Annotated in this window: 18 protein-coding genes; 8 read left to right on the top strand and 10 right to left on the bottom strand. The window is 71.5% G+C overall.

Translation table 11 applies throughout. The annotated features are described in order from the left end of the window. On the bottom strand, nucleotides 1-198 hold the full coding sequence (locus AB4Y83_RS04895) for a hypothetical protein (RefSeq protein WP_442275334.1): 198 nt from the start codon (nucleotides 196-198) through the stop codon (nucleotides 1-3). A gap of 174 nt (nucleotides 199-372) precedes the next feature. On the opposite strand from AB4Y83_RS04895, the gene AB4Y83_RS04890 reads away from it, so the two are divergent. Next, nucleotides 373-1,065, top strand: a complete 693-nt coding sequence (locus AB4Y83_RS04890) for a Crp/Fnr family transcriptional regulator (RefSeq protein WP_442275333.1) — start codon at nucleotides 373-375, stop codon at nucleotides 1,063-1,065. A 48-nt stretch (nucleotides 1,066-1,113) separates the two neighbouring features. Here the strand turns inward: AB4Y83_RS04890 and AB4Y83_RS04885 are convergent, their stop codons facing one another. After that, on the bottom strand, nucleotides 1,114-1,989 hold the full coding sequence (locus AB4Y83_RS04885) for an alpha/beta fold hydrolase (protein ID WP_442296170.1): 876 nt from the start codon (nucleotides 1,987-1,989) through the stop codon (nucleotides 1,114-1,116). Nucleotides 1,990-2,136: 147 nt separating this feature from the next. Between AB4Y83_RS04885 and AB4Y83_RS04880 the strand changes: the two genes are divergently transcribed. Then, a complete protein-coding gene (locus AB4Y83_RS04880) occupies nucleotides 2,137-2,463 on the top strand; it encodes a DUF952 domain-containing protein (RefSeq protein ID WP_442275331.1) in 327 nt (108 codons plus the stop codon). Nucleotides 2,464-2,525: 62 nt separating this feature from the next. Here AB4Y83_RS04880 and arfB read toward each other — a convergent pair whose 3' ends face one another. From arfB to AB4Y83_RS04865, 3 genes are all read right to left on the bottom strand, one after another. After that, entirely contained in the window at nucleotides 2,526-2,981 is a 456-nt protein-coding gene (gene arfB / locus AB4Y83_RS04875; protein WP_442296169.1) for an alternative ribosome rescue aminoacyl-tRNA hydrolase ArfB, read from the bottom strand. A gap of 178 nt (nucleotides 2,982-3,159) precedes the next feature. Next, nucleotides 3,160-3,936: an SDR family NAD(P)-dependent oxidoreductase gene (locus AB4Y83_RS04870; protein ID WP_442275329.1), complete on the bottom strand. Its 777-nt coding sequence runs from the start codon at nucleotides 3,934-3,936 to the stop codon at nucleotides 3,160-3,162. Nucleotides 3,937-3,987: 51 nt separating this feature from the next. After that, nucleotides 3,988-5,133 (bottom strand): acyl-CoA dehydrogenase family protein, encoded by a 1,146-nt coding sequence (locus AB4Y83_RS04865; RefSeq protein ID WP_442296168.1) that lies wholly within the window; start codon nucleotides 5,131-5,133, stop codon nucleotides 3,988-3,990. Nucleotides 5,134-5,608: 475 nt separating this feature from the next. Between AB4Y83_RS04865 and AB4Y83_RS04860 the strand changes: the two genes are divergently transcribed. Then, nucleotides 5,609-6,868 carry an MFS transporter gene (locus AB4Y83_RS04860; protein WP_442296167.1) on the top strand — a complete coding sequence of 420 codons (1,260 nt, stop codon included), beginning with the start codon at nucleotides 5,609-5,611 and terminating at the stop codon, nucleotides 6,866-6,868. On the opposite strand, the gene AB4Y83_RS04855 is transcribed toward AB4Y83_RS04860, so the two are convergent. From AB4Y83_RS04855 to AB4Y83_RS04840, 4 genes are read right to left on the bottom strand one after another with little or no spacing between them, the layout of a single operon-like run. Next, complete coding sequence (locus tag AB4Y83_RS04855) at nucleotides 6,856-7,929, bottom strand: ABC transporter ATP-binding protein (protein ID WP_442296166.1); 1,074 nt, start codon at nucleotides 7,927-7,929, stop codon at nucleotides 6,856-6,858. The genes AB4Y83_RS04860 and AB4Y83_RS04855 overlap by 13 nt on opposite strands. Further along, the gene (locus AB4Y83_RS04850) at nucleotides 7,926-8,711 is read right to left on the bottom strand and encodes an ABC transporter permease (RefSeq protein WP_056771491.1); all 786 of its coding nucleotides are present in this window, start codon (nucleotides 8,709-8,711) and stop codon (nucleotides 7,926-7,928) included. The genes AB4Y83_RS04855 and AB4Y83_RS04850 overlap by 4 nt, the downstream gene beginning before the upstream one ends. 37 nt (nucleotides 8,712-8,748) lie before the next feature. Beyond that, complete coding sequence (modA, locus tag AB4Y83_RS04845) at nucleotides 8,749-9,615, bottom strand: molybdate ABC transporter substrate-binding protein (protein ID WP_442275325.1); 867 nt, start codon at nucleotides 9,613-9,615, stop codon at nucleotides 8,749-8,751. Then, on the bottom strand, nucleotides 9,612-10,007 hold the full coding sequence (locus AB4Y83_RS04840) for a TOBE domain-containing protein (protein WP_020143406.1): 396 nt from the start codon (nucleotides 10,005-10,007) through the stop codon (nucleotides 9,612-9,614). Before AB4Y83_RS04840 ends, modA begins: the two co-directional genes overlap by 4 nt. A gap of 231 nt (nucleotides 10,008-10,238) precedes the next feature. On the opposite strand from AB4Y83_RS04840, the gene AB4Y83_RS04835 reads away from it, so the two are divergent. From AB4Y83_RS04835 to gabT, 5 genes are all read left to right on the top strand, one after another. Next, on the top strand, nucleotides 10,239-10,637 hold the full coding sequence (locus tag AB4Y83_RS04835) for an ArsR/SmtB family transcription factor (protein ID WP_442275324.1): 399 nt from the start codon (nucleotides 10,239-10,241) through the stop codon (nucleotides 10,635-10,637). Further along, nucleotides 10,634-11,152 (top strand): SRPBCC family protein, encoded by a 519-nt coding sequence (locus AB4Y83_RS04830; RefSeq protein WP_442296165.1) that lies wholly within the window; start codon nucleotides 10,634-10,636, stop codon nucleotides 11,150-11,152. Before AB4Y83_RS04835 ends, AB4Y83_RS04830 begins: the two co-directional genes overlap by 4 nt. 5 nt (nucleotides 11,153-11,157) lie before the next feature. Continuing rightward, a complete protein-coding gene (locus AB4Y83_RS04825; RefSeq protein WP_442296164.1) occupies nucleotides 11,158-11,598 on the top strand; it encodes a VOC family protein in 441 nt (146 codons plus the stop codon). A 95-nt stretch (nucleotides 11,599-11,693) separates the two neighbouring features. Further along, nucleotides 11,694-12,275 (top strand): dihydrofolate reductase family protein, encoded by a 582-nt coding sequence (locus AB4Y83_RS04820; protein ID WP_442296163.1) that lies wholly within the window; start codon nucleotides 11,694-11,696, stop codon nucleotides 12,273-12,275. Nucleotides 12,276-12,418: 143 nt separating this feature from the next. After that, the gene (gabT, locus tag AB4Y83_RS04815) at nucleotides 12,419-13,756 is read left to right on the top strand and encodes a 4-aminobutyrate--2-oxoglutarate transaminase (protein WP_442296162.1); all 1,338 of its coding nucleotides are present in this window, start codon (nucleotides 12,419-12,421) and stop codon (nucleotides 13,754-13,756) included. Nucleotides 13,757-13,886: 130 nt separating this feature from the next. Here gabT and AB4Y83_RS04810 read toward each other — a convergent pair whose 3' ends face one another. Beyond that, nucleotides 13,887-16,268: an immune inhibitor A domain-containing protein gene (locus AB4Y83_RS04810; RefSeq protein ID WP_442275319.1), complete on the bottom strand. Its 2,382-nt coding sequence runs from the start codon at nucleotides 16,266-16,268 to the stop codon at nucleotides 13,887-13,889. Nucleotides 16,269-16,468 lie beyond the last annotated feature (200 nt).

Raw genomic sequence — 16,468 nt, 5'->3', positions numbered from 1 at the left:
TCAGGGAGCGATCGAGGCCGAGTGGATGAGGGCACCCACGAACGCCTGGTGCCACGTCAGGCGGGCCACGACGGAGCGGGCCGAGGCGCCGCCGCAGTCGCACTCCCACGTCCACCCACCGCGCGTCAGGCGCGTCACCCGTGGGTGGTGGTGTGCCAGGTCGGGGTGGACCCGGCGTCGTGCCGTTGTCGTCGTCATGGAACTGCCTTCCCTCGGTGAGGGGTTCGCTGCCCCTCGTGCTGCGGATGTCCCGGTGCGGTCACGTTCTGGTGTCGTCTCCCACGACGGTCCCGCCGACGCGGGTTGCTGTCTGTGCGCGCGGCGACACCCCGGGAGTGCTCGCCGGCACCGGGTCCGGACGGCAGGGCGACCGTGACCCTCGACCTCGGGCTGCTGTCCGACCTCGCGCCGGCCGAGCGTCGGGAGGTCGTGGCGTCGATGCACCGTCACACGTACGACGCGGGCGACGTGGTCTTCCACGAGGGGGACGCCGCCGACACCGTGCACTTCGTCGTCGAGGGCCGAGTCGTCGCCCGCCGGTCGTCGGAGCAGGGGGACCGGCTGGCCTATGCCGTCATGGGCCCGGGCCAGGCCTTCGGCGAGCTCGCGATGATCGTGCGCGCCGGCCGGCGGACGGCGACGATCGAGGCGGTCGAGCGGACCGTGACCCTGGCGCTGTCCTTCGCGGACTTCGAGCGGCTGTGCGACCGCCACCCTGAGGTCAACCGTCTCCTCGTGCGCCTCCTCGCCGCCCGGGTCAGCCGACTGACCGACGCGCTCATGGAGGCCTTGCACACGCCCGCCGAGCTCCGTGTGGTGCGCAGCCTCGTGTCCCTGTGTGGGGTGTATGCCGTGGCCGCACCGTCACGCTCACCGGTGACGGTGCACCTCAACCAGTCCGAGCTGGCCGAGCTGGCGGGGGTCACCCGGCCGACGGCCAACCGAGTCCTGCGTCGCCTCGAGTCGGCCGGGGCCGTGGTCCTCGACCGTGGCCGCGTCACCGTCGTCGACCCGCAGGCCCTGCGCCGGTCGGCGACCCAGGCTCTCGGGCCCGGGCCGGCCTGACCTCCGCGCGGGACTCGATGGCGTCTCGGGTCGCGGCCCACGCCGACGTCAGCCGTGGATGAACCGCTCGAGGACGCTCGCGAAGCGGTCCGGCTGCTCGAGGTGCGGGAAGTGGCCGGCGCCCTCGAACAGCACGACCTCGGCGCCGGGGAACACCTCGTGGGCGCGCTCGGCGTGGCCGACGGGGATCATCCCGTCCCGGGTCCCCCAGATGACGAGGGTGCGGATGTGGTCTGCGGTCGTCAGCTGCCCGTGCGCGTTGACCGTCTGGCCGCCGGGGTCGATGACGCCGCGGGTCGTGGCCAGGAAGGCCCGACGGCTCTCGGCGTCCGAGAGGGACGTGAAGCCCTTCCACGCGGCCGAGACGTCGGCGCTCGGTCGCCAGCCGAGGCCGCGGACGGCGCGCCCGACGGTCTCGACGCGGTCGCGCACCCAGGCCGAGGCGATGACCGGCAGCACGAGCTCGGCACCGGGGAGGGTCGCCGAGCGCAGCAGTGGGCTGACAGATCTCCCGAGGCCTCCGCTGGAGACGAGGACGAGGGACTCGACGCGCCCCGGGAAGAGGTAGCAGAACTGCATGGCGATGCCGCCACCGAGGGAGTGGCCCACGAGCGTGACCTTCGCGATGCCGAGCCGGTCGATGAGGTCGCGCAGGATCGCGGCGTGCGACCCGAGCGAGTAGTCGCCGACGGGCTTGGCCGAGGCGCCGTGCCCGAAGAGGTCGGGGATGACGACCCGGTGCTCGGTGTCGAGGCGGTCGACGAGGTGGGTCCAGTTCTCGTGCGAGCCGAGCAGGCCGTGGATGAAGAGGATCGCGGAGCCGTGGCCGGTGTCGACGTAGGAGAGGTCGTGACCGCCGAGGTTCGCCACGCTCGGCGGGTATCTCAGCTCGGCCTCGTCCCGAGGGTCCTGCGTCCTGGTCATGGTGCGCCGTCCTCCCAGCAGGTGCGTGCGGCCAGGGACTGCGGTCGACCGCGATCCACACCTCCAGCCTCTCTCTCCTCAGGGGGCGTGGGCGCTGCCTGAGATACACGTCACCGCCCGCGGGCCGGCTTGGTAGCGTCGCGCCGCATGATCTACCACCTGGCCGAGCAGGCCCACTGGCAGCAGGCTCTCCGGGACGGCACCTATGCGCGTTCGACGCGCGGCCGCTCGCTCGCCGAGGAGGGCTTCGTCCACGCCTCGTCGGCGGAGCAGTGGCCCGTCGTGCGGTCGCGCTTCTACGCCGACGTCACGGAACCCCTCGTGCTGCTGCACATCGACGAGTCGCGGCTGTCGTCGCGCGTGGTCCACGAGGTCGGGGACCCGGCGACGGGTGAGACGTTCCCGCACGTCTACGGCCCCATCGACGTCGACGCCGTCGTCGACACGACGCTGCTCGAGCCTCCGCACGCCTGACGTGTCGAGAAGGCCCCGCCCGGTCGGTTCCCGTACGTCGAGTGCTCCCGTCGTGCGCTCCGTCAGTCGGGTCGGATCCGGCCCCGACCCGACTTGACCTCGGAGCGGCGCTTCTTGCCCTCGATCCGCCGCCGCTGCGAGCCGCGCGTCGGTTTCGTGGCCCGTCGGGCCGGCGGCGGGGGAGCGAGGCCGTCGCGCAGCAGGTCGACGAGACGCTCGCGGGCCGCGGCCCGGTTGCGCAGCTGTGAGCGCTGCTCGGAGGCCACGATCGTGAGCCGTCCGGCGACGAGCCGACCGTCGAGGGCGGCGACGAGGCGCTCGCGCTGGGCCGGCGTCAGGGCGGTCGAGGTCTCCGGGTCGAAGACGAGCTCGACCCGGCTGTCGGTCGTGTTGACGCCCTGACCGCCGGGGCCGGACGACCGGCTGAAGCGCTCGACGAGCTCGCCGGCGGGGATGACGAGACCGCGCCGCAGGCCGGGACCGGCTGCGATCACGAGGTCACTGCCGGGCTCGTTCACACCCCCAGTGTCCCAGCGGTGGCTGGCTCGGCGTCCACACGTGTGAGGTCGTGCCCATTCGAGGGCTCACTCGACTGGGAGGGTGGCGCTCGGGTGGGCGCTTCTCACGGCACCGAGAAGCGCGGATGCCGTCCCTCCGTGACGGGGGGACGGCATCCGGTGGAGCGGCGTGGGCGACTCAGCGCGGCGGCATGCGCAGGGCGCCGTCGAGGCGGATGACCTCACCGTTGAGCATCGGGTTGTCGACGATGTGGCGCACGAGGTTGGCGTACTCCTCGGGGCGGCCGAGGCGCGACGGGTGCGGCACCTGCTTCTCGAGGACCTCCTTGACCTCGCCCGGCAGGCCGGCGAGCATCGGCGTCTCGAAGGTGCCGGGTGCGACGGTCATGACGCGGATCGCCTTGTCCGCGAGGTCTCGAGCCGCCGACAGGGTGAGGCCGACGATGCCGCCCTTGCTCGCGGCGTACGCCGCCTGGCCGATCTGGCCGTCGAAGGCGGCGATGCTCGCCGTGTTGACGATGACGCCTCGGTCGCCGTCGACGGGCTCGTTGCCGAGCATCGCCGCTGCCGCGAGCCGGAGCACGTTGAACGAGCCGACGAGGTTGATGTCGATGACCGTCTTGAACGTGTCCAACGAGAGCGGCCCACCCCGCCCGATGACGCGGCCCGGTGTCGCCACCCCCGCACAGTTGACGGCGATGCGCAGCTCGCCGAGCGCGGTGGCCCGGTCGATCGCGGCCTGCACCTGGGACTCGTCCCGCACGTCGGCCGCGACGAAGACGGCGCTGCCCTCGCGCTGCGCGTTGAGCTCGTCGACGAGCGCCGGAGCCGTGGAGCCCTCGAGGTCGATGATGACGACGGTGGCGCCGTCGGCGACGAGGCGGCGCGCGGTGGCACCGCCGAGGCCGGAGCCGCCACCGGTGACGACGGCGACGGTGGACGAGTTCAGCTGCATGACAGGCCTTTCGGGCGTCGGGAGGTCAGCGGGAGCAGATGCCGGTCGGCGTCAACGGGCGAGGAGCTGGCGCGAGATGACGAGGCGCTGGATCTGGTTGGTGCCCTCGAAGATCTGGGTCACCTTCGCCTCGCGCATGTAGCGCTCGAGCGGGAAGTCCTCGGTGTAGCCGGCGCCGCCGAGCACCTGGACGGCGTCGGTGGTCACCTTCATGGCCGCGTCGGTGGCGATGAGCTTGGCGACGGCGGCCTCCTTGCCGAAGCCGCGGCCGGCGTCCTTGAGGCGGGCCGCGTGGAGGTAGGTGGCGCGGGCCGAGGTGACCGCGGCCTCCATGTCGGCGATGAGGAAGGCGAGTCCCTGGAAGTCGGCGATGCGTCGGCCGAACTGCTGGCGCTCGGTCGCGTAGTCGGCGGCGGCGTCGAGGGCGGCCTGGGCCAGGCCGGTGGCGGCAGCGGCGATGCCGAGGCGTCCCGCGTCGAGGGCCGACAGAGCCATCTTCATGCCGTCGCCCTCGCGGCCGACCAGCCGCGCGCCGTCGACGGGGACGCCGTCGAACATGACCTGGGCGACGGGGTCGCAGTGCAGGCCCATCTTGCGCTCGGGCTCGGCGAAGGTCAGGCCTGCTGCGTCACCGGGGACGATGAAGGTCGACAGGCCCTTGCCGCCGTTGTCGGACGTGCGAGCGAAGGTCGTGTAGTAGTCGGCGTGCCCGGCGTGCGAGATCCACGCCTTGGTGCCCTTGAGTGACCAGCCGTCGTCGGTGCGGGTCGCCCGCGTCGTCATCGAGGCGATGTCGGAGCCGGCCAGGGGCTCGGAGAGGCAGTAGGCACCGAGCTGCTCGCCCGAGAGCATCCCGGGCAGCAGGGCCTCCTGCTGCTCGCGCGTGCCGAAGGTCGCGACGGGGTAGGCCGTGAGGCTGTGCACGCTGACGCCGACGGCCACGCTCATCCAGACGGACGCGATCTCCTCGACGACCTGGAGGTAGACCTCGTAGGGCTGGTCGGCCCCACCGAACTCCTCGGGGTAGGGCAGCGACAGCAGGCCCGCTCGGCCCAGGGTCCGGAAGGTCTCCTCGGGAAAGGTGCGGGCGCGTTCGGCGTCGTCGACCTTCGGCGCGAGGTCCTTGCGGCAGATCTCTCGCGTCAGCTCGATCAGGTCGGTGGCTTCGTCGGTCGGCATCAGCCTCGTCGCTGGCATGGATCGATACTAGGACGTCCGAGCATTTCGTCCAAAGTGTGAGACGGACCCGGTGGTCGAGGGGTTAGCCGCTGGTGAGGCCACGTCGGTTCAGTGGCTCGTACAGGGCACCACCTCACCGCTCGGCAGGACGCGAGATGTTCAGGAGATTCGCAGTCGGACTGGTCGCCGCCGCACTGGTGCTGGGACAGCAAGGTCAACTGCCACCACGACCACAACGCTGCCGACATCTTCGCCGCGACCGGCACCCCTGCTGCGCAACGCCTTCCTCGCGCTCCCCTGAGCGCCCGACCGGTGGCCGGGACCGCTGAGGTCCCGGCCACCGCCCTGCCCGGGTGGCCCGGGTGGCCCGGGTGGCCCGGGGGTCTGGGGAGCCACCACCGACGGAGCCCACGTATGCCGCCCGGCCGGCCGGGCGGCATACGCCCCGGAAACCCCGGCGACGCGGGCACCGCGTGGGCCCTACCGTCGAAGCGTGCTCACGCTCCTGCGGCGTCCGCTGCGCGAGGCGGACGCGACGTCCACCTTCTACGTGCTGACGGCCGTGGCGGCCTTCGCCTTCGCGGCGTGCTTCACCCTCAACCTCGTGTTCCAGTACCGCGTCGTCGGCCTCGACCCGTTCCAGATGGTCCTCGTCGGCACGGTCCTCGAGGCGACGTGCTTCGTCTTCGAGGTGCCGACGGGGATCGTCGCCGACCTGCACAGCCGCCGCGTCTCGGTGATCATCGGCTTCTTCCTCGTCGGGGTCGGCTTCGCCGTCGAGGGCGTCGTCGCGACCTTCGCCGCCGCGATCGTCGGCAACGTCATCTGGGGCATCGGCTACACCTTCACGTCCGGTGCGCTGCAGGCGTGGATCACCGACGAGGTGGGTGAGGAGCACGTCGCGCCCGTCTTCACGCGCGAGACCCAGCTCGACCTCGCTTTCGGCTTCCTCGGCACGCTGGCCGCGGGCGGTCTCGGTCTCATCGCCCTCCGGGTGCCGATCGTCGTGGCCGGCGTGACGCTCGTGCTCCTCGCGGTGGCGATGCCCGAGCGCCACTTCCACCCGACGCCCCGCGGTGACCGTGAGACGTTCGGACACCTCAAGGACCAGTTCGTCGCGGGTCTCGCCGTCGCTCGCGGGCGGCGGGTCGTGCGCGTCTTCCTCCTCGTCAGCGTGCTCGTCGGCCTGTCGAGCGAGGTCTTCGACCGGCTCTGGCAGGTGCGTGTGCTCGACACCTTCGCGATGCCGTCGTTCCTCGGCGGCGATCCCGCCGTGGCGTTCACCGTGTTCGCGCTCGTCGGGTCGGTCATCTCGCTGCTCGCGTCGGGTGCGAGCAGCCGCTGGCTCCCCGCCCGGGTGGTCGAGGAGAACCCGGGACTGCCGGTCGCCCTCGCTGCCGCGGCGCAGGTCGTCGCCGTCGTCGGGGTCGCCCTGCTCGGCAACCTGTGGCTCGTCCTCGCGGCACTGTGGCTGCACAACGCGAGCAGCGCCTTCAGCGCGCCGATCCAGGCGACGTGGCTCAACCGCAACCTCGAGTCGTCGTCGCGGGCGACGGTGCTGTCGATGAACAGCCAGGCCAACGCGATCGGCCAGGTCGCGGGCGGGCCGCCGCTCGGGGCGCTCGCGACGCGGACGTCGATCCCCGTCGCGCTCCTCGTGGCGGCGGTCGTGCAGCTGCCGTCCGTGCTGGCCTTCCTCCGCGTCCGTCACTCCACCACTCGAGTGGAGGTCGGTGGGGCTCAGCGCGGGTAGGTGCGCACCTCGGTGGCCTTGACGGCCGCCCAGACGTCGTGGCCGACCTGCAGCCCGAGCGCCGTGACCGACTCGAGCGTCACCTCGGCGGTGAGCRGCACCTCGCCCACGAGACCGATGCGGGCCGACTGGCCCTGCATGGTCACGGACGCGATGCGCAGCCGCCAGGCGTTGCGCGGCGACCCTTCCGGGTGGTGACGGTGCAGCGACACGGCGCTCGGTGGGACCGTCGCCCACACGGCCCCCTCGGTCGGGCTCGTCGTGATGATGAGCCCACCGTCCGCGGTGTGCACGTGACCGTGCGAATCACCCTGTGCGGCATACAGGTTGAGCCCGACGACGGTGCCGACGTAGGCGCTCCGTGGCTCGCTCAGCACCTCGGCGGGCGTGCCGAACTGGGTCACCCGCCCGTCCTCGACGAAGACGAGGTGGTCGGCGAGCGTCAGCGCGTCGAGCGGGTCGTGGGTGACGAGCACCGTGACGCCGTCGTATGCCGTGAGGCGGGCTGCGAGGTCGCTCCGTGTCCGTGCGCGCGTGTCGGGGTCGAGGGCCGCGAGCGGCTCGTCGAGGAGGAGGAGCGCCGGGTCGGTGGCCAGGGCGCGGGCGAGGGCCACGCGCGCCTGCTGTCCCGACGAGAGCTCGCGCGGGCRCGAGGCGGCTCGGTCGGAGAGGCCGACGCGCTCGAGCTCGGTGCGGGCGCGGTCTCGCGCCTCGTGCCGCCCGACGCCGCGGCTGCGCGGGCCGTAGGCGACGTTGTCGAGGGCGCGCAGGTGGGGGAAGAGCAGGCTGTCGGCGAGCATGAGCCCGACGGCGCGCTGCTCCGGGGCGAGGCGGTGCCGTCCGTCGTCCCACACCTGGCCGCCGACCCGGACGTGGCCCTCGGCGAGGTGCAGCACGCCGGCGAGCGCGAGGACCGTGGTCGTCTTGCCGCCGCCATTGGGGCCGAGGACGCCGATGACCTGGCCGGGCTCGGCGGTCAGGGCCACGTCCACCTCGATCTCGCCGCGGGACAGGCGGATCCGCGCATCGAGGCCGGCGCCGACGCGGCTCGCGGCGCTCATCGGAGCCACCGCCCGCGCAGCACGCCGAGCACGAGCACGCTGACCGCGAGCAGCATGATGCTGATGGAGACGGCCACCTGCGGGTCGCGCTCGAGCTCGACGTAGACGAGCAGTGGCAGGGTCTGGGTGCGACCCTGGAAGTTGCCGGCGAAGGTGATCGTGGCGCCGAACTCGCCGAGCGCTCGCGCCCACGCGAGCGCGAGGCCGCTCGCGATGCCGGGCAGCACGAGCGGGATCCCCACGGTGCGCAGGTAGCGCACGTCGCTCGCCCCGAGCGTCCGGGCCACGGACTCGAGCCGGGGGTCGAGTCCGCGCATCGCCCCCTCGACGGCAAGGACGTAGTAGGGCATCGCCACGAAGGTCTCGGCGAGCACGACGGCCACCGTCGTGAACGGGATCTGGATGCCGAAGGGCGTCAGGTACTGGCCGATGAGGCCGTTGCGCCCCCACGTCATGAGCAGGGCGACGCCGCCGACGACGGGGGGCAGGACCAGGGGCACGGTGAGCAGCGCGCGGACCCAGCTCGTGGCCCGGTGCTCGGAGCGGGCGAGGAACCAGGCCAGGGGAGTGCCGAGCAGCAGGCACAGGACGGCCGTGACCGACGTCGTCGTCAGCGAGAGCCGCAGCGCCGGCAGGACGGTCGGGGTCGCGAGGTCGGACGGGATGCGGGCCCAGTCGGCGCGGAGCAGCAGCGCCACGAGCGGCACGACGAGCAGGAGCAGTGCGAGCGCCGCCGGCACGCCGAGCGCGACGCGCGAACGCCACCGGGCGGCATACCTCATGTCAGGTCATCCTGCCGGTGGCCGGACGGGCCGCCGCTCAGGGCGCGCCGAAGCCGAACGACTGCACGGTGGCCAGGCCCTCGGCGCTCAGCAGGTAGGCGACGAAGGCCTGGGTCGCGGCGTCGTCGGCGAGTGTGATGACGGGGTAGGAGAGGCTCGTGTTGAACTGCGCGGGGATCTCGACGCCCGTGACGGCGTCCTTCGCCGCGACGACGTCGGAGTGGTAGACCACGGCGGCGTCGGCCTCGGCGAGCTTGACCTTGGAGAGGGTCGCCTTGACGTCGACCTCCTTGCTCACGACGTTGGGCACGATCCGGGCCTTGGCGAAGGTGGCCTGCGCGGCTTTGCCGCACGGCACGGTGTCGGCGCAGAGGACGACCTTGACGCTCGGCTTCGCGAGGTCGTTGATCGAGGCGACCGCGCCGGGGTTGCTCGGGGGGACGGCGATCTCGAGGACGTTGGTCGCGAAGGTCTTCGTGTCCTTGACCATGCCCTGGTCCAGCGGCTTGGCCGCGGCCGTGCCGGCGAGGGCGATGACCGAGGCGGGCGCACCGTTGTCGACCTGCTGCACGAGGGTCGCGCTGGAGCCGTAGGAGGTCTCGACGGTGACCCCCGGGTGGGCCGCCTCGAAGTCCTTCTTCAGCTGGTCGAACGACTCGGTCAGGGACGCTGCGGCGAGGACCGTCACGGTGCCCTGGAGGGAGGCCGCCGAGACACCGGACTTCCCCGGTTGCCCGGTGCCGTCGGCGGACGGCGTGGAGCTGCCGCAGCCGGCGAGGAGCACGGCGGTGGCAGCGGCGAGGGCGGCGACGGTGGGCGCGAGGGTGTGGCGGGGGCTTCGGGTGGCTCGCGGGGTTCGGGGGGTTCGGGGGGTTCGGGGGGTTCGGGCAAGCGGCGTGCTCATGCGGGGACCTCCACCACCACGTGGGTCGACTTGACGCTGGCGACGGCGACGGAACCGACCTCGAGCGCGAGGTCGTCGACGGACTCGCTCGAGAGCAGCGAGACGATGCGGAACGGCCCGCACTGGAGCTCGACCTTGGCCATGACGGTGTCCTTCGTGATGGCGGTGACGATGCCGCGCATCCGGTTGCGGGCGGAGGCACCCCCGATGGTGCCGACCGCAGCCGGATGCGCGAGCTCCTGGGCCACGGCTGCGAGCTGGGCGCCGTCCACGGTCCGGCGGCCGGCGTCGTCGGTGGACCCGTCGAGGCGGCCGGAGTCGACCATGCGACGCACGGTGTCGTCGGAGACGCCGAGGAGGGAGGCGGCCTCGGTGATTCGCAGATGCGGCATGAGCTGGACCCTACACCCGCACCTGCGGCACCCGCCGTAGCGGTTTCCGCCGCTGCGGCCTACGCATCGCGCGCTCGTGAACGGAGCGCGCGATCCACGGCTCGAGCGCGCGAGATGCCGCGCGCCTCTGCGAATCTCGCGCGCTCCAGACAGGAGCGCGCGAAACGGTTGACAAGGCGCGGACGGTCGGTCTTTAATCAATGCATTAGTTGATCAAGGAGTTAGTTGACAATGATTCTCTCGCCCGTCTCGGATGCGGACCTCGACCGCGCCTTCGCGGCCCTGGCCGATCCCGTCCGGCGCGCCATCATCGCCCGCCTCAGCCGGGGCGCGGCGACCGTCAACGAGCTCGCCGAACCGTTCGAGATCAGCAAGCAGGCCGTCAGCAAGCACATCCAGGTGCTCGAGCTGGCCGGCCTCGTGAGCCGGACCCGCGACGCCCAGCGCCGCCCGGTCCACCTCGAGGCCGCTCGCCTCGAGGCGATGACGGCCTGGATCGACCGCTACCGGCTCGCCGCCGAGCAGCGGTTCCGGTCGCTGGACGCCGTGCTCGAGCGCAGCACCTCACCCGCAGGGCCCGCAGCGCCTGCGGCAACCACGCAGAACACCGACAAGGAGCAGCAGTCATGACCAACCCACTCACCCTCGACATCCCCGCCGGCGTGCCGTGGATCGACTTCACCCGCGAGTTCGACGCCCCCGTCGAGGCCGTGTTCAACGCCCACCGGGACCCCGAGCTCGTCCGCCAGTGGCTCGGCCCGCGGGGCTACGAGATGCAGATCGAGCGCTGGGACTTCACGTCCGGCGGCGGCTACCGCTACACCCACCGCGACGGCGACAACGTCTACGGCTTCCACGGCACGTTCCACACGGTCCGCGACAACGACTTCGCCGTCCAGACCTTCGAGTTCGAGGGCGCGCCCGACGAGGTCGCCATCGAGTTCATGCACTTCGTCGACCTGGGCGACGGTCGCTGCCGGCTCGAGGGCCGCAGCGTCGGCCGCACGGTCGAGGGTCGCGACCTGATGGTCGAGAGCGGCATGGAGCAGGGAATGGCCCAGGGCTACGAGCGGCTCGAGGAGCTCGTCGCCGCGCCGGCCTCTGCATCCGCATCCGCATCCGCGTCCGCCTCGGCCCAGGGCTGAGCGCCGTGGACTGGACGCTCGAGGTCGTCATCGTGCCGGTCAGCGACCTCGGGGCCGCGATCGCCTTCTACCGCGACCAGGTCGGCTTCGACCTCGACCACGAGACCCAGAACGAGCACATGCACGTCGCCCAGCTGACGCCGCGTGGCTCCGGGTGCTCGATCGTCGTCGGCGACCTGCCGTCGCAGAAGGCGATGGCACCCGGTTCGCTGCACGGCATCCAGCTCGTCGTGTCCGACGCCGCCGCGGCGCACGCGGAGCTCGTCGGCCGGGGCGTCGAGTGCTCCGAGGTCCAGGTCATCGACCCGCGCGACGGGGGCACGTTCTTCGGCTTCTCCGACCCGGACGGCAACTCGTGGGCTGTCCAGGAGCTCAAGGTCCGGGCCGAGAAGCCGCTCATCCCGCACGAGGCCCGCGGCCGTTTCGGCGAGGGCGTCGAGCTCTGACCGCCGGCCGGGGGCACGACGACAGGGTGTGCCGCCGGTCAGCGCAGGACACGTCACGTCACGACACGACACAGACCCGTCACCGAGGAGGAGCCATGAGCAGGACCGTCTTCGACATCAGCCTGTCCCTCGACGGGTTCGTCACCGCCGCCCCGCAGACCGCCGAGGAGCCGCTCGGACCGGGCGGCGAGCGGCTGCACGGCTGGCTGGTGGACCGGGACTACCTCGAGCGTGCCGTCGCCGACCTCGGCGCCGTGGTCGCCGGCCGCACCACCTACGACCACGCGATTGCGGGCTGGGGCGCCGACGGCCCGTCGGGCGACGCCCGACGCCCGGTGTTCGTCGTCACCCATGAGGCCCCGGAGCCCGGCTCGGTACCCGAGGGCGGCGTCTACACGTTCGTCACGGGCGGGATCGAGTCCGCTCTGGACCGGGCCCGCGCAGCGGCCGATGGTCGCACCGTGACCGTCATGGGCGGGGCGGACCTCGGCCGTCAGTGTCTCGCCGCCGGACTCGTCGACGAGGTCTCGTTGCACGTCGCCCCGGTGCTCTTCGGCGGCGGCACGCCGATGTTCGCCGGCCTCGACGTCGGCCACGTCCACCTCGAGCTGCTCGAGGCGGTGGGCACCCCGGAGACCGTCCACCTGCGGTACCGGGTCGTCCGTCCCGTCCACTGACGCCGAACGACGCGTTCGGTCGTGAACTCAGCGTTCTGCCGCTGAGTTCGTGACCGAACGCGTCGTTCGAGTACGGAATGAGCAGGTGCGCGCGCGCCGACCCGGGTTCCGCTCAGAGGCGTCCGGACGGCATACTGACGGGCATGAGCAACGTCCCCCAGCAGCGGCTCCTGCAGACCGCGATCCCCGGCCCCAAGTCGGCCGCGCTCCAGGCCCGCAAGACGGCGGCCGTGTCCGCCGGCGTCTCCACCGGTCTGCCGGTCTACGTCGAGCGCGCCGGCGGCGGCATCCTCGTCGACGTCGACGGCAACCAGCTCATCGACTTCGGCTCCGGCATCGCCGTGACGACCGTCGGCAACGCCGCTCCGCGCGTCGTCGACCGCGTCACCGCGCAGGTGCAGGACTTCACCCACACGTGCTTCATGGTGACCCCCTACGAGGAGTACCTCGAGGTCGCCGAGGCCCTCAACGACCTGACGCCCGGCGACCACGACAAGCGCACCGCGCTCTTCAACTCGGGCGCCGAGGCCGTCGAGAACGCCGTCAAGGTCGCCCGCCACTTCACCGGCCGCAACGCCGTCGTCGCGTTCGACCACGCCTACCACGGGCGCACCAACCTCACGATGGCGCTGACGGCCAAGAACATGCCCTACAAGCACCGGTTCGGACCCTTTGCCGGCGAGGTCTACCGCGCGCCGATGAGCTACCCCTACCGCTGGCCCGGTGGCGCGGCCGACTGCGCCAAGGAGAGCTTCGACGCGTTCGTCACGCAGGTGCACGCGCAGGTGGGGGAGGACAACCTCGCCGCCGTCATCCTCGAGCCGATCCAGGGTGAGGGCGGGTTCATCGTCCCCGCCCCGGGATTCGTCAAGCAGGTCGCCGACTGGTGTGCCGACAACGGCATCCTCTTCATCGCCGACGAGGTGCAGACCGGCTTCTGCCGCACCGGTGACTGGTTCGCGAGCGAGTACGAGGGCGTCGTGCCCGACCTCATCACGACCGCCAAGGGCATGGCAGGCGGCCTCCCGCTCGCCGGCGTCACCGGCCGTGCCGACGTCATGGACTCCATCCACGGAGGCGGCCTCGGGGGCACGTACGGCGGCAACCCGGTCGCCTGCGCGTCCGCGCTCGGCGCCATCGAGACGATGAAGGAGGAGGACCTCTGCGGTCGCGCCAAGCAGGTCGAGGCCCTCTTCGTCCCGCGCCTGCAGGCCCTCGCCGAGAGGCACCCCCAGATCGGCGACATCCGCGGCCGCGGGGCCATGCTCGCCGTCGAGCTCGTCAACGGCCCCGGCGACCTCACGCCCAACGCCGCGCTGACCGGCGCCGTCAACCAGGCCTGCCACGCCGAGGGCCTCGTGACCCTGACGTGCGGCACCTACGGCAACGTCTTCCGCTTCCTCCCGCCGCTCGCCGCGGGCGACGAGCTGCTCTCCGAGGGTCTCGACATCTTCGAGAAGGCGTTCGCAGCCTCCGTCTGATCCCGTGCCGAGGGCGTATGCCGTCCGGTTGCCTTCCAGTGCACCCGAGCCGGACGGCATACCTCCTCCACGACCGTGAGGCCCGCCCCCAGCTGGGGGCGGGCCTCACTGTCTCACAAGGGGATCCGCGTCAGCGGAGCCAGACCTTGACCTGCATCGAGGTGCCGAACTGGTTGTCGATGCCGATGTTGACGCCGTTGTTCGGGACCTTGACGCCGGTGTACGGCGTGCTCGAGTACCAGAACTGCTTGGAGTCGTTGAAGACCGGTCGGGCCGCAGCACCGGCAACCGGGAAGGCCGCCCCGTTCTTGTGGAACGTGAACGAGTCGGACTGCTGCGTCGAGAACGGCGCGTCGTAGCCGGCGATGCGAGCCCGCAGCAGCGTGCCGTCGGACAGCAGGCGGGGCTCCGGGTTGGCGTCGACCGGGAGGATCAGGCCCTCGCCGGGGTGGGCGCCCGTGTTGTTGTCCGCCTGCGAGGTGTCCCAGTAGCTGACGAGCAGACCGTCCTGGTACGGGAAGTGCTCCACCTTGTCACCGTTGGTGTTGAGCCACCCGAAGTTGTACGGGCCGCTCTTGAGGTAGGAGTCGAACGACACGTAGTTGCGGTACGAGGCGATGTAGTAGTTGTCGTACGCCGTGGAGACGCTCGCCCCGGCTGACGACCAGCCGCTCGACGTCCAGCCCTCGAGGCCGCCCTCGGCGCCGGTGTCGACGACCGTCGCCCCGTTGCTCACGACCTTGACGTCGTCGACGAACCAGCCGAGCTCGGTGTAGGCCGGGTCCGTGTGGTAGCGGAAGCGCACCTGCACCGTCTTGCCCGCGTAGGCGGACAGGTCGAAGGACGCGTCCTTCCAGCCCATCTGGCCCTCAGCCGCTCCGCTCCAGCCGGTGATGCCGTTGCCCTCGGTGGCTCGGGTGTCCGTGCCGGGGATGGCAGTCCAGCCGGAGCCGTCGTTGACCTCCACGAATCCGTAGTCGCAGCCGCAGTCCTCGATGGCGTAGTTCGTCGCGAACGTGAGCGTCGACGTGCCGGAGCCGAGTGCCACCGAGCGGGTCAGTGTCGCCTCGGTCGCGTTGGCGCGACCGCCGTAGAAGTCCTTCGAGCCCGTCTTGGGGGTGACGAGCGGCGAGACGACGTTCTTCTTCGGCAGCGGGACGATGACCGCCTGCTTCTTGTCGGTGTTGTACTCGTGCGGACCGACCATGACCTTGGTGCCCTTGGCCGTGGGTGTCACGACCTGGTAGTCGAGCCAGCCGAGGAAGAGCTTCTCCCAGGCGCCGAAGTCGGAGCCGCGCGAGCCGATGGACTGGTCGTTGGGACCGGCCTGGCGGCTCTGGCTCATCATCGACCACCAGTTGACGCCGTTGTCCTGGCCGGTAGCGGAGTCGTAGAGGTCGGGCAGGCCGAGGTCGTGGCCGTACTCGTGCGTGAAGACCGACATGCCGCCGTTCTCGGGCTGGATCGTGTAGTCGCCGACCCACATGCCGGTGTCGGCGATCGGGGTGCCGTTCATGCCGTGGGGCCCACCGGCAGCAGTCGACGCGTACCAGCGGTGCGACCAGATGGCGTCCTCGCCCTGGTAGGGGTCACCGTCGGCCTGGTCGCCGCCGGAGTGCACGATCTGGAAGTGGTCGATGAAGCCGTCGGGCTCGTTGAAGTTGCCGTCGCCGTCGACGTCGTAGCGGTCCCACTGGTCGTACTGCGCCAGGTCGGCCTTGATCTGGTCGAGCGTGCGGCCGGCGGCCTTCTGGTCGGCGACCCACTGGTTGACCGCGTCACGGACGAGCGACCACGTGTTGTTGCAGACGTTGCCCGCGCACGGGTAGCCGTTCGAGCGGCCGTAGCGCGCCTCGTTGTAGCGCACCTTGACCCAGTCGGAGACCTCGCCGTCGATGCTGTAGCGGCCCGAGCTCTGGCGCTCGTACCACTGCTTGACGCTCTCCTGGGTGCCACCCTGGCCGATGGGGCCGCCGGCACCGAAGTAGAGGTTCTGGAAGTACGCGCGGCTGTAGTCCGCGTTCCAGTTCGTCGAGTTGTCGAGGGTCCGGTCGGGCGCCGGGATCGCGTTGTGGAGCGGGCCGTTGAAGACCGCGGGGCCGGGCGTGTTCGGGTCGGTGTCCTGGTCCGGGTAGTTCGCGCTCCGGTCGTTGCCGAACTCGGCGAGGATGACGAAGATCTTGTCGGTGCCCTCGCGGCTCAGCTCGACGTACTCGTCGGTCGGGCCCCGGCCGTTGCTCGCGCCCTTGACCTTGACGACGGTGCTCTTGCCCTTCTTGACGGGCGTGGCGGTGCCGTTCAGGACCTGCTTGATCGCCGTCTCCTTGAGAGCGCGGCGCTTGTCCTCCTTGGGGTTGGGGAGCTCGTCCGACCCCTTCTGGGCGGCGGCGTCGGCCGGCTGGGTAGCGACCCGGGCGACCGTCGGTTGGGCGCCGACCATGGGCGCGCCGACGGCGACCCCCATGCCGGCTGCGAGAGCGAGGCTGAGCAGCCCCCTGGACGTCCTGCGCACTGTTCCTCCTCGACTGGCAGCCGTCGTCGGCCGCCGGTCCGCGCGATGCGCGTGGCCCGATCGGGGTCACGCGCACCAGTGGTGTCGGGTTGGGACTCCCCCGAGCAACCCGAGAAGGAGAATGGCAGTGCGGACCGCTCTGCGCCAGAGGTTGGAGCCATCGAATTTCAGGAGATCTTCAGGTGGCGGGCAGCGCGCTC

It is taken from the genome of Terrabacter sp. RAF57 (genome assembly GCF_052113925.1).
GTDB lineage: Bacteria > Actinomycetota > Actinomycetes > Actinomycetales > Dermatophilaceae > Terrabacter.
The sequence above is the reverse complement of the archived record's forward strand: the minus strand, read 5'-3'. Positions and strand labels throughout refer to the sequence as shown.

Coding starts and splice junctions, on each gene's coding strand:
- AB4Y83_RS04895 (WP_442275334.1), bottom strand. CDS start 198: ATGACGACGACAACGGCACGACGCCGGGTCCACCCCGACCTGGCACAC.
- AB4Y83_RS04885 (WP_442296170.1), bottom strand. CDS start 1,989: ATGACCAGGACGCAGGACCCTCGGGACGAGGCCGAGCTGAGATACCCG.
- AB4Y83_RS04880 (WP_442275331.1), top strand. CDS start 2,137: ATGATCTACCACCTGGCCGAGCAGGCCCACTGGCAGCAGGCTCTCCGG.
- AB4Y83_RS04870 (WP_442275329.1), bottom strand. CDS start 3,936: ATGCAGCTGAACTCGTCCACCGTCGCCGTCGTCACCGGTGGCGGCTCC.
- AB4Y83_RS04865 (WP_442296168.1), bottom strand. CDS start 5,133: ATGCCAGCGACGAGGCTGATGCCGACCGACGAAGCCACCGACCTGATC.
- AB4Y83_RS04850 (WP_056771491.1), bottom strand. CDS start 8,711: ATGAGGTATGCCGCCCGGTGGCGTTCGCGCGTCGCGCTCGGCGTGCCG.
- modA (WP_442275325.1), bottom strand. CDS start 9,615: ATGAGCACGCCGCTTGCCCGAACCCCCCGAACCCCCCGAACCCCCCGA.
- AB4Y83_RS04840 (WP_020143406.1), bottom strand. CDS start 10,007: ATGCCGCATCTGCGAATCACCGAGGCCGCCTCCCTCCTCGGCGTCTCC.
- AB4Y83_RS04835 (WP_442275324.1), top strand. CDS start 10,239: ATGATTCTCTCGCCCGTCTCGGATGCGGACCTCGACCGCGCCTTCGCG.
- AB4Y83_RS04830 (WP_442296165.1), top strand. CDS start 10,634: ATGACCAACCCACTCACCCTCGACATCCCCGCCGGCGTGCCGTGGATC.
- AB4Y83_RS04820 (WP_442296163.1), top strand. CDS start 11,694: ATGAGCAGGACCGTCTTCGACATCAGCCTGTCCCTCGACGGGTTCGTC.
- gabT (WP_442296162.1), top strand. CDS start 12,419: ATGAGCAACGTCCCCCAGCAGCGGCTCCTGCAGACCGCGATCCCCGGC.